This window comes from Microbacterium sp. (assembly GCF_035277845.1).
Lineage (GTDB): Bacteria > Actinomycetota > Actinomycetes > Actinomycetales > Microbacteriaceae > Microbacterium.
On the sequence record NZ_DATEJS010000148.1, the window covers coordinates 1 to 11065 of the forward strand.

General features: G+C 72.5%; 13 protein-coding genes and 1 pseudogene. 3 read left to right on the forward strand and 11 right to left on the reverse strand.

The genetic code is table 11. The features are described 5' to 3' along the window. Positions 1-50: 50 nt before the first annotated feature. Complete coding sequence (locus VJR25_RS06405) at positions 51-251, reverse strand: cyclase family protein (protein WP_324113727.1); 201 nt, start codon at positions 249-251, stop codon at positions 51-53. A gap of 266 nt (positions 252-517) precedes the next feature. Here VJR25_RS06405 and VJR25_RS06410 point away from each other — a divergent pair, with 266 nt between their 5' ends. Both VJR25_RS06410 and VJR25_RS06415 read left to right on the forward strand, forming a co-directional pair. After that, positions 518-2032 carry an HNH endonuclease signature motif containing protein gene (locus VJR25_RS06410; protein WP_324113730.1) on the forward strand — a complete coding sequence of 505 codons (1515 nt, stop codon included), beginning with the start codon at positions 518-520 and terminating at the stop codon, positions 2030-2032. 77 nt (positions 2033-2109) lie between these two features. Next, entirely contained in the window at positions 2110-2559 is a 450-nt protein-coding gene (locus VJR25_RS06415) for a DUF6176 family protein (protein WP_324113731.1), read from the forward strand. A 60-nt stretch (positions 2560-2619) separates the two neighbouring features. Here the strand turns inward: VJR25_RS06415 and VJR25_RS06420 are convergent, their stop codons facing one another. From VJR25_RS06420 to VJR25_RS06435, 4 genes are read right to left on the reverse strand one after another with little or no spacing between them, the layout of a single operon-like run. Next, positions 2620-3330 carry a GNAT family N-acetyltransferase gene (locus tag VJR25_RS06420; protein ID WP_324113733.1) on the reverse strand — a complete coding sequence of 237 codons (711 nt, stop codon included), beginning with the start codon at positions 3328-3330 and terminating at the stop codon, positions 2620-2622. A gap of 36 nt (positions 3331-3366) precedes the next feature. Continuing rightward, positions 3367-3762 carry a hypothetical protein gene (locus tag VJR25_RS06425; RefSeq protein WP_324113735.1) on the reverse strand — a complete coding sequence of 132 codons (396 nt, stop codon included), beginning with the start codon at positions 3760-3762 and terminating at the stop codon, positions 3367-3369. A gap of 21 nt (positions 3763-3783) precedes the next feature. Further along, positions 3784-4215 (reverse strand): MarR family winged helix-turn-helix transcriptional regulator, encoded by a 432-nt coding sequence (locus VJR25_RS06430; protein ID WP_324113737.1) that lies wholly within the window; start codon positions 4213-4215, stop codon positions 3784-3786. Positions 4216-4271: 56 nt separating this feature from the next. Further along, on the reverse strand, positions 4272-5252 hold the full coding sequence (locus tag VJR25_RS06435; RefSeq protein ID WP_324113740.1) for an acyl-CoA thioesterase: 981 nt from the start codon (positions 5250-5252) through the stop codon (positions 4272-4274). 143 nt (positions 5253-5395) lie between these two features. On the opposite strand from VJR25_RS06435, the gene VJR25_RS06440 reads away from it, so the two are divergent. Further along, positions 5396-6667 carry an MFS transporter gene (locus VJR25_RS06440; RefSeq protein ID WP_324113742.1) on the forward strand — a complete coding sequence of 424 codons (1272 nt, stop codon included), beginning with the start codon at positions 5396-5398 and terminating at the stop codon, positions 6665-6667. Between the two features lie 32 nt (positions 6668-6699). Here the strand turns inward: VJR25_RS06440 and VJR25_RS06445 are convergent, their stop codons facing one another. From VJR25_RS06445 to VJR25_RS06470, 6 genes and pseudogenes are all read right to left on the reverse strand, one after another. Further along, positions 6700-7875 carry a thiolase family protein gene (locus VJR25_RS06445; RefSeq protein WP_324113744.1) on the reverse strand — a complete coding sequence of 392 codons (1176 nt, stop codon included), beginning with the start codon at positions 7873-7875 and terminating at the stop codon, positions 6700-6702. Positions 7876-7934: 59 nt separating this feature from the next. Next, entirely contained in the window at positions 7935-8585 is a 651-nt protein-coding gene (locus VJR25_RS06450; RefSeq protein WP_324113747.1) for a 3-oxoacid CoA-transferase subunit B, read from the reverse strand. Next, positions 8582-9322 (reverse strand): 3-oxoacid CoA-transferase subunit A, encoded by a 741-nt coding sequence (locus tag VJR25_RS06455; RefSeq protein WP_324113749.1) that lies wholly within the window; start codon positions 9320-9322, stop codon positions 8582-8584. Before VJR25_RS06455 ends, VJR25_RS06450 begins: the two co-directional genes overlap by 4 nt. Further along, positions 9319-9747 carry a 4-carboxymuconolactone decarboxylase gene (gene pcaC / locus VJR25_RS06460; RefSeq protein WP_324113751.1) on the reverse strand — a complete coding sequence of 143 codons (429 nt, stop codon included), beginning with the start codon at positions 9745-9747 and terminating at the stop codon, positions 9319-9321. Before pcaC ends, VJR25_RS06455 begins: the two co-directional genes overlap by 4 nt. Continuing rightward, positions 9744-10532 carry an alpha/beta fold hydrolase gene (locus VJR25_RS06465; RefSeq protein ID WP_324113752.1) on the reverse strand — a complete coding sequence of 263 codons (789 nt, stop codon included), beginning with the start codon at positions 10530-10532 and terminating at the stop codon, positions 9744-9746. Before VJR25_RS06465 ends, pcaC begins: the two co-directional genes overlap by 4 nt. After that, positions 10529-11065: pseudogene (locus VJR25_RS06470) on the reverse strand (adenylosuccinate lyase); the annotation flags it as partial. The gene VJR25_RS06465 and the pseudogene VJR25_RS06470, both read right to left, overlap by 4 nt.

The window sequence follows — 11065 nt, forward strand, 5'->3', positions numbered from 1 at the left end:
TCGACGGTGACCGGGGCGAGCGCAGCAGTGGGCACGAGTTCAGGCTACGGTCATGCCGGGACCTGCGCCGGGCGCGCCCCGCCCGACTCGGTGTCGTCGATGTTGAGCGAGTCGATTCCCACCAGCGCGGCTCCCGCGTCGATCAGCGCCTGGCCTGCCTCGCCCGTGAGGAACGGGGCATCGGTCGCGTACGCGGGGGTGCCGAAGTGGCGGTCCCACCCGGTGTGCAGGAGGACGGCGGCGCCGCGCACGTCCCGGTCGGCGTGCGTCTCGGCCCGGATGCCGCGGGTCGCTGCGTCCTTTCAGGTGGAACACCTCGGCACGCGTCTCGCGGCATCGGGAACGCCTCGCCTGGTCCTGGGGATCGAGGCACAGTCAAGGCCGCACGTATATCTCTGCGATTCTCGGGGCCGGAGGATCCTCGGCCTGCGTGCCGATTTCCGTGCGATGACGGACGGCGCGGCACCGGAATTCGTCTGCAGATCCCAATGTCGGAGGTTGGTGAGAAGCTTCCTTCATGAGCACCTTCGGCACCGTCATCGAGCAGCAGCTGCGGTCGTTGACCCGGCTGCTCGGGGACGTGCCGGTGGAGCAGTCGGCGGCGGTTGTCGGCGCGTTGCGGCACGACGACCTGATCGCGGTCGTCACGGGGACGACGCAGGCGATGGCGGTTCTGGAAGGGCTGCGGACGGTGGCCGCGGGCGCGATCGAGCGCCTGTCCACACGAGACGCAGGTCACAGCGGACTCGCCCAGCGACACGGCCACCGCTCGACGACCTCGCTGCTGCAGGACCTGACCGGCGTGTCCCGTGCGCAGGCGGGCAAGATCACGCGCCTGGGGCGCGACCTGCTCGACACCACCGATCCGGGTGAGGGCGGTCCCGGGAACCGGCTGCCAGACGACGAGTCACAGTCCGAACGCGAATTGCCGCGACGGTGGCACGCGTGTCTCGGCTCGGCGTTCGCGGCCGGACTCATCACGGTGGACCAGCAGTCCGCCATCCGCCGGGGGCTCGGCGAACCGCCCCGGAGCGACGATGCGATCACCGACGCCGAGACCGCGGACGCCTGGGCTTCGGCGGCCGGGCAGCTGATCGACGAGGCGCAGCGGCGAACCGTCGAAGACCTCGCCGCCGCGGCGCGGGCGATCCGCGACCACCTCGATCCCGAGGGCGCCGAGCGGCGATTCCACGAGCAGTACGAGCGCCGCTCGTTCCGGCTGTGGACCGACGCTGACGGCATCGCGTCGGCGAGGATCCGGCTCGAGCCCGGCGGCGCCGCGCTGATCACATCGATCCGGGATGCCGCGCTGCGTCCGCGGCGCGGCGGTCCGCGGTTCGTCGACCCGGCGGAGAAGGCGAGCGCAGAAGCACTGGTGGCGGATCCCCGGTCGAATGAGCAGCTCGAGTACGACCTGTTCATGGAGGTGATCCACGCCGGGGCGCTGGCGGATGCCGCAACCGTGCACGGCACCCGGCAGGCAGGCGTCCGTGTCGTGATCGCCGCGACCGCCAGGGACGCCGCCCGTCTCGGGAATGCGGGGGTGGCGGTGATCGAAGACACCGGCACGACGGTTCCTGCGGCGTTCGCGGCGCAGCGGGCGTGTGATGCCGGCAGCACCGAATGCACCGTCGACGGCGGCGGCAACCCGCTCAATCTGGGCCGCGGGGCCCGCCTGTTCAGCGCGAAGCAGCGCCTGGCCCTGACGATCCGCGATGGCGGGTGCGGCTGGCCCGGCTGCGACAAGCCGGCGTCATACTGCGAAGCGCACCACATCGACGACTACTCGCAGGGCGGCCGCACTGATCTGGACCGCGGCATCCTGCTGTGCCGGTTCCACCATATGAACCTGCACCATCACGGCTGGTGGATCAGCCGCGACGGCACCGGACCGTTCGTGCTGCACTCGCCCGAGCCCGGTGTTGCTCCGATCATCTTGAGGCCGAGGCTGGAACGCCGCTATGCGTTCGGAGACCTGCGACCCCCACCGACACGATTCCGGCCGAGTCCGCGTACCAGCGCGGCGGCTTGACGGGGCCGATCCAAGGGACCGCAGCGGGAATCATCGCTCGGCCGGAGGCGCGGGAATCGCCCTGCGAGGATGGGGGCGTGGCAGAGCCTGACTTCCGCATTCCGTTCACTCCGGTCCCCCGCGACTTCCCGGGATATCCGATGCCCGCGTCGGTGCCGCCGGGGATGCGCCTCGAGCTCAGCCGCTCGCGCATCCGCTCCGGCAAGGAGGCCGAGTTCGACGAGTGGATGGACATGCTCAATTCACGACCGGACGAACTGCAGCAGGGGCTGCACGCGGAGCGCGCCGTGTTCGAGGCCACGTTCCGCAGCATCGAGTCGGACGGCAGCACCTGGATCTACCATGTGTCGCTCGTGGGCGAGGGCGGCGGCCCGAACGATGAGTCGATCCCGGTCGATGCCGACCACGTGCGCTACAGCCGCAGCGCGAAGGAGCCCGGCTGGGAGGAACTCGAACCGCGCTTCATGCTCGCACCCTCGCACCTGTTGAGCGCCATGGAGCGCTGGGCCACCACCGGCACTCCATGAACAGCGCCCGGTTCCGCAGAAGCGCCTGCGGAACCGGGCGCCATCGCGCGTCTGGGGGTGTCAGGGCCGCACGAACAGGTAGCCGCGCTCATCGTCGAACCCGCCGACCACGAGCCCGTCGGCCAGCCGGTCGAGCATGCCGTCGCGCACGCGGTGACGCCAGGCCGCGGCATCCTGCGCGGACGCCAGCCGCACCGCCTCGATGTCGTGCGGCACCGCGACCGAGGCCACGACCTCGCCCGGCTCAGCGCGGGGCGCCCGGAGGTCCCACGAGACCAGCAAGCGGTCGGACTCGTCGCCGCGGTTGACGCCGTCGTCCATCGGTCCGTAGTGGTCGACGAGGTACTCGGTGACGCGCGCACCCAGCACCCGCAGGTTGAAGTGCGCGTTGCGGGCGACGAGCGGGTCGAACGTCCAGGTGATGCGGTCGACGCCGCGCTCGAGCGCCCAGGCCCGCTGGTGCAGCTTCAGGGCACGGCCGCGGCCGCCGCCGCGGTACTCGGGCAGGAGTCCGGTGATGTGCGAGTGCAGGGTGCGGTCGGCGGGCGGGCCGAAGAACGCGACGGATGCCCCGACCATCCGGTCGCCGTCGTAGGCGCCGAACGCGTAGCTGCCCGCGTGCGCGAGCGCGCGCAGCAGATTGGCCGGCATCCCCGTGCGGTCGCCGCCCCACACCGCGGAGAGCACGTCGGAGGCCGCGAAGACGCTCGCCACGGTGTCCAGCGCACGGATGTCGAGAGGACGGAGGTCGGAGCCGGCGGCGGTGTGCACGATGCCACGATACGCAGTCGGCCGGTCCGCTCCGCCTCAGCGGAAGATGCGGCCGTCCGGGTCACCCTCGCGGCGTGGCCGAAGCCGCTCCGGCGCCGGCCACGGCAGCTCGAACCGGGTCACCGGCGCCTCCACGGCACCGAAGTCGTCGGTCTGCACGACGACGCGGCCGGCCACGCCGCCCCGGTCGGGCGTGACCTCGACGATCCGCACGCGCAGCGGAGCGGCATCCTCCCGCTCGAGCATCCAGATGTCGGCGAGCCAGCGGATGCCGCGCTCTTCGAGCACCGCCTCGGCGTCGAGCCAGTCGATCGGCTCGGCGACCTCGCGGCCGAAGAGGTCGACCGGCACCCAGTCGTCGCCCTGCGGCCGGATCCAGCCGATGAGCTCGCCGTCGTCGCGACGGTGCGGAGTCCAGTCGGGGCGCGGCATCCGCCCAGCCTACGACCCGGGTCAGACCTCGGCGTTGTTGAACCGGCGCAGGGCGTCGGCGAAGCGCCGGATCTCGTCGTCCTCCCAGCCGGAGAACCGCGCGACGACGGCATCGAACACCCCGTCGTCGACCCGCGCGCGCTCGCGCATGCCGGCGTCGGTGAGGATCAGGGTGCGGTTGCGCTGGTCGTCGGGGTCGATCTGCACGTCGACGAATCCGCGCTCGTGCAGCGACGTCAACTGGCGCGAGACCGTCGACTTGTTGAGACCCAGGAAGCGTGCGATGTCGATCGCCCGGGAGCCCGGGTGGGTGGCGATGAAGTTCACGAGGGCGCGCTCGATGACCGTGAGCACCTCGGTCATCTGACGGGCACGGGCGGTGCCGCGCCGCGACACCGTCGTCAGCTCGTCGCGCACGCGCAGGATCGCCTCGAGTCGGCGGTCGGGTTCCATGAGAACCACCTTAGATGCAGGCGCCCGCGCGGCCGAGACCCGCGTTCGGCAGCGGCTCAGCGTGCGAGGGCGAGGGACGCCGGGATCGGCACGATCCCCTTGCGCAGCTCGATGATCTGCAGCGCCCGCGCCTCGAGCTGGACGTCCTCATCCAGTTCGGGGCGCCACTGCGGCACCGGCAGGGCGGAGCCGTCGTCGCCGGGCACCGCGAAGATGCTCATGCAGCGGGTGGTCACCGTGCGGTGCTGCGGGTCCCGCGGGTCGGCGGTGTCGACGCGGATGCTGAGGTGCAGGCTGCGGTCGGTGGTCAGCACGATGCGGGCGTCCACGTCCACGACGTCGCCGATGCGCACCGGGGCCAGGAAGTGGATGCCGCCCGAGTAGATGCCGACGGCGCGGGCATCCCCCGTCCAGGCGACCGCGCACGCGTACGCGGCTTCGTCGATCCAGCGCATCACGGTGCCGCCGTGCGCCTTGCCGCCGAAGTTGACCACCGCCGGCGGGGCGAGGAACCGCAGGGCCGACCGCGGAGCGCGCGAGGCCTCGGTGGACTCCTCCTGCAGCATGAGCGCCTTGATCGCGGCGCGCGCCGACATCCGGTCGAGGGCCGCCTCGGTGAGCCGGCGGTCCGCGTCCGAGGATGCCTCCCACGTCGGCACCTCGACAGGCACCCCCGCGGCATCCTTCGCGACGAAGACCAGCACGCACGTCACCGCCGGTTCCAGGTCGTGCGCGCCCAGGTCGCCGGCGAGCACCGTCACCACGACGTGCATGCTGGTGCGGCCGGTGCGCACGATCCGCGCCCGCACCTCGACGAGGCTGCCGGGCGGGATCGGCCGGCGGTGCTGCACGTTGCCGACGTAGGCGGTGACGCAGTATGCGCCCGACCAGCCGACCGCGCAGGCGTAGCCGGCCTTGTCGATCCACTCCATCACGCTGCCGGCGGCGACCGAGGCGCCCCCGGCGGAGGTGTCGGCGGGGGTGGCCAGGAACCGGAGGGTGATGCGGTCGTCGCGACCGGACAGCGGCGTCGTCACCCGGCCAGCCTAGCGACGGCCGGCACCCGGCCCGCGGTCAGGGCCGATCGATAGACTCGTGGCGGATGCCCACCGGCATCCCCGTGCGATTCCAGCAGCCCCGGTTGCCAAGGCGGCACGTCTTGAGCACCCAGGAGCGAAGGATGTCCCATTCCCCGCAGAACCCGCAGACGCTGATCCAGGCCACCGGGTTCTCGTACTTCCCGATCGCGTTCATCGCGCGCCTGCCGTTCGCCATGATGGTCGTCGGCGTGCTGACCCTCGTCGTGTCGGCCCGCGGCGACGTCGCGCTCGGCGGTCTCGAGGCCGCCGTGGTCGGCCTCGGCACCGCGATCTTCGGCCCTCTGATCGGCGCGGCCGCCGACCGCTGGGGTCAGCGCCCGGCCGTGCTGCTGGCCGGGATCGTCAACAGCCTCGCCCTGCTCGCCATGGCGTGGGTGGCGTACAGTCCGCTGCCGGATGCCGCCCTGCTCGCCGTCGCGTTCGTCATCGGCGCCACGGCCCCGCAGGTGTCGCCCATGTCGCGCAGCCGTCTCGTCGGCATCATCACGCGGCTGCTGCCCGTCGAGCGCCGCTCGCACGTGCTGAACGGCACGATGTCGTACGAGTCCACGGCTGACGAGCTCGTGTTCGTCTTCGGCCCGTTCATCGTCGGGCTGCTCGGCACCTCGATGACGCCGGTGGCGCCGGTGGTGGGCGCCGCGGTGATGACGCTCGTGTTCGTCTCCGCGTTCGCCCTGCACCGCACCGGGCGCACCCCCCGTGCGACGCACCGGCACGAGGCCGCCCAGGCTCCGGCATCCGAACTGCTGCGCGCACCGCTCGTGGTCGCATGCGTCGGCGTGCTCGGCATGGGACTGTTCTTCGGTGCGTCGCTGACGGCGCTCACCGCGTTCATGGCCGACCGGGGCGCGGCCGCCCAGGCCGGTCTCTCCTACGGGCTGATGGGGGTGGGGTCGGCGATCCTCGCGCTCAGCGTCGCGTGGTTCTCGCCGGCGTTCACGCTGCCCGCGCGCTGGCTCACCTTCGCCGGCGTGCTCGTCGGCGGCACGGCTCTGCTGCCCCTCGCCGGCCGGGCGGGCGGCGGCGCACTGGCCGCGATGTCCGTCGTGCTGGTGGTCATCGGCTGCGGCGTCGGGCCGACGCTCGTGACGCAGTACAGCATCGCCGCGATGCACAGCCCGGTGGGCCGCTCGGCGACCGTGATGGCGATCATGGGATCGAGCATCGTCGTCGGCCAGGCGACGGCATCCGCGGTCGTCGGGATCATCGCCCAGGATGCCGGCGTGCAGGCGGCGCTGTGGTGTCCGGTGGTCGCGGCCCTGGTGGTGCTGGGCGCGGGCGGCGCGAACCTGGTGCTGCACCGCAGGCCGCGTCCCGTGGAGACGCCCGCCCGGGTGCACCCCGCCCCCTGAGTCGCGGGCGAGGTCGCGCTCGACCGGGCGGGTCAGCGCTCCAGGACGACGGCGAGGCCCTGCCCGACGCCGATGCAGATCGCGGCGACCGCGACACCCCCGCCGCGGCGGGCGAGTTCGTGGGCGGCGTGCCCGATGATGCGGCCGCCGGATGCCCCGAGCGGATGCCCCATCGCGAGGGCGCCGCCGTGGATGTTGAGGCGGTCGGGGTCGAGCTCCGGCCACCCGGCCAGGCAGGCGAGGGACTGCGATGCGAAGGCCTCGTTGAGCTCGACGAAGTCCACGTCCGCCCAGGTGCGGCCGGCGCGGGCGAGGGCCTTGTTCGCGGCCTCGATCGGCGCGATGGGGAACACGTCCGGGTCGACGCCGTGCGCCGCGCGAGCCGTGATGCGCGCCAGCGGCTCCCCGTCGACGACGCCCTCGCGGCCGAGCAGCACGGCGGAGGCCCCGTCGTTGATCGGCGATGAGTTGCCCGCCGTCACCGACCCGTTGCCGTCCGACGCGAAGAGCGCCTTGAGGCCGGCGAGCTTCTCCACCGACGTGTCGTCGCGGATGCCCTCGTCGCGGGCGAGCTCGGCACCCGCCACCTGCACGATCTCCCGGTCGTAGACCCCGGCCGCCCACGCCTCGGCCGCGAGCCGGTGCGACCGGACGGCGAAGGCATCCTGCGCGTCACGGCTGATGCCCCACTCGCGGGCGATCTTCTCAGCCGATTCGCCGTTGGAGATCGTCCACTCGACGGGCAGCCGCTTGTTGGTCATGCGCCAGCCGATCGCGGTGTTCCACAGGGTCTGGTTGCCGACCGACGGGAAGGGACGGGACGACTTCTCCACGATGAAGGGCGCGCGACTCATGGACTCGACGCCGCCGGCGAGGATGACGTCGGCATCCCCCGCCTCGATGGCGCGCGAGCCCTGCACGACCGCCTCCACCGACGATGCGCACAGCCGGTTGACGGTGACGCCGGGGATGGAGGTGGGGAATCCCGCCAGCAGCAGGCCCATGCGGGCGACGTTGCGGTTGTCCTCGCCGGCCTGGTTGGCGTCGCCGAAGATCACGTCGTCGATGCGAGCGGGGTCGAGGCCGGTGCGCTCGACGGTGGCGCGCATGACGGTCGCGGCGAGGTCGTCGGGGCGGATGCCGGAGAGCGCTCCGCCGGCGCGGCCGAAGGGGGTGCGGACGGCGTCGTACACGTACGTCGCGGGCATGTCGGGCTCCTTGGGGTGGGGGTTTCTGTGCGTGTCGGCTCGGGTGCTTCGCGGCTCGCTCAGCGACCGGGGGCGCTCGCGTCCACGAGCTCGAGGCCGGTGAGCGCACGCAGGTCATCGATCGTGGCGCCGAACGTCTCGCGCACCGCGAAGCCGGCATCGGTCACGTCGAACACGGCGTGGTCGGTGTAGACCCGGGTGACGCAGGCGACCCCGGTGAGGGGATACGAGCAGGATGCCACGAGTTTCGACTCGCCGGTCTTGGTCAGCAGATCCGTCATCACATACACGGATCTGGCGCCCATGGCGAGGTCCATCGCACCGCCCACGGCCGGGATCGCGCCGGGTGCGCCGGTGGACCAGTTCGCCAGGTCCCCGCTCTGCGACACCTGGAAGGCGCCGAGCACGCACACGTCGAGGTGGCCGCCGCGCATCATCCCGAACGAGTCGGCGTGGTGGAAGTAGGATGCCCCGGCCAGAGCCGTCACGGCCTGCTTGCCGGCGTTGATGAGATCGGGGTCGACCTGCCCGGGCTCGGGCGCCGGCCCCATGCCGAGCATGCCGTTCTCGGTGTGCAGGATGATCTCCTGGTCGGCGGGCAGGTAGTTCGCGACCAGGGTCGGCGCGCCGATCCCGAGGTTCACGTACGAGCCCTCCGGGATGTCGGCCGCGATCCGCGCGGCCAGCTGCTGACGGGTGACGGTGGTCATGCCGCGGCCTCCTCGATCGGGTTGCCCTCGAGATCCACGCCGCCGACGAAGACGCCGTCGTCCAGCCAGCGCCGCTCCCCCACCGCGACCACCCGGTTCACGAAGATGCCGGGCGTCACGATGATCTCGGGATCGAGGCCGCCGAGCGGCACGATCTCGTCGACCTGCACGATCGACTTGTCGGCGGCCGAAGCCATGATCGGACCGAAGTTGCGGGCCGTCTCACGGTAGACGACGTTGCCCCAGCGATCGGCTTTCAGACCGCTGATCAGGGCGAAGTCCGCGCGGATCGGATACTCCAGCACGTACTGGCGGCCGTCGATCTCGCGATGCTCCTTGCCCTCGGCGAGTTGCGTGCCCACGCCCGTCGGCGAGTAGAACGCCCCGATGCCGGCGCCCGCGGCCCGGATCCGCTCGGCGAGGTTTCCCTGCGGCACGAGCTCCAGCTCGATCTCGCCGGCCCGGTACAGACCGTCGAACACCCACGAGTCGGACTGCCGCGGGAAGGAGCAGATGATCTTGCGCACCCGGCGCGCGGCCAGCAGCGCGGCGAGGCCCGTGTCGCCGTTGCCGGCGTTGTTGTTCACGATGACGAGGTCCGCAGCTCCCTGCGCGATGAGGGCGTCGATCAGCTCGACGGGCTGGCCGGCCCGTCCGAAGCCGCCGATCATGACGGTGGCTCCATCACCGATCCCGGCGACGGCGGCGGCGGCATCCGGCACGGTCTTGTCGATCACGCTCCGGCCCCCTCTGCGGTCTCTGCGAACACCTGGCTCGCGATGCGGAAGGCGGTGTTCGCGGCGGGAACGCCGCTGTAGATCGCGGACTGCAGGATGATCTCGCCGATCTCGTCGACGGTGAGCCCGTTGCGCAGGCCGGCCCGCAGGTGCATCGCGAGCTCCTCGTGGTGCCCGTGCGCAATGAGGGAGGTGATCACCGCGACCGAGCGCGACCGGCGGTCGAGGCCCGGGCGCGACCAGACGTCGCCCCACGCGACCCGGGTGATGAAGTCCTGGAAGTCGGCGGTCAGCGCCGTGGTGCCCGCGACGGCGCGGTCGACGTGCGCGTCGCCGAGCACGGCGCGGCGCACCGTCATGCCCTGGTCGTGGCGGGCCCGGTCGGTCGGCCCGTCGCCGGGCGGCCTCGTCGATGGCTCGGTCATGCGGCATCCTCTCGCGCGGTCGTGTCGAAGAATTCGGTGAGCAGCGCGATCACGGCTGCCGGGTCGTCGGCGGGCGCCAGGTGGGAGGCGTCCGCGATGCCCACCGCGCGGCCGTGCCGCACGCCGGCGGCGATCTCGCGGGCGGAACCCTCCGGCGTCACCGGGTCGTGGGCTCCCCAGACCGCGAGCAGCGGCGTCGCGATCTCGCCGAGGCGTCCGCGCACGTCGTACGCGGCCAGCGCTTCGCAGCAGAGGGCGTAGCTCTCGTCGTCGGCGTCCTGCAGGCTGTGCAGCAGGCGGCCGGTGTGCTCGGGATGCCGCGCGATGCTGTCGGGCGCGAACCAGCGCTGCGCCGAGCCGATGATGAGCGACGACGTGGACTGCGCACGCACCTGCGCGGCACGCTGGATCCAGCTGTCGGGCGTCGCGATGACGGCGCCGGAGCAGAGGATCACGGCCCCGTCGACGAGTTCCGGATGCCGCAGCAGCAGTTCGAGACCCACCGCCCCGCCCAGGGAGACGCCGGCGTACTGCACCGAGCGCGCTCCCAGACTGCGGATCACGTCGGCCACGGCGTCGGCGAGCTCCGCGACGGTGAAGGGGAGGATCGCGGCGGGCGAGGCGCCGTGCCCGGGCAGGTCCCAGCGAACGATGCGGTGGGTGGTCGCGAGAGCGGGCGCCACCGGGTCCCACAGGATCGACGAGGTGCCGAGCGACGGCCCGAGCAGCAGCAGCGGGGCGTCGTCCGGGCCGATCGGGGCGGTGACGGTGAGAGTCGGCTTCATCGCGCGTCCTCCTCACCCGGTTCGCGCACGGTGTCGTCGACGAACGTGGCGGCGACGCCGGTGTACCCGGCGGCATCCAGCAGGGCGTCGACGTCGACGTCGAGCGCGGCGTCCGCGACGTGCCGGCGCAGGACGTCGCCGAGGTCGGCTCCCCCGCCGACCCCGGCGACGACGGATGCCACGGTACTCCTGCCGAGCAGCGGCTCGAGAACGAGGGACAGCCGCTCGGCGAGGATGAGGCCGTCGTCGGCGGCGAGGTTGCGGGCGGCCGCCTCGCCGTCGAAGCGCAGGCCGGCGGCGAGCGATGCGGCGTGGGCGGTCGCGCCGAGCGCGAGCCGCAGCAGTTCCCGCAGCGTGGCCCACTCCGCGTGCCATGCACCGTCGGGACGCTCATCGGCGGCGAGCGCCGCGGCCAGGTGCAGCGTCGACCCGAGCCCCGGGGCGCGCAGCGCGACGGAGCGGATCAGCACCGACTCGACGGGATTCTGCTTCTGCGGCATGGCCGAGGAGGCGCCGCCGGCGGCCTCGGCGAG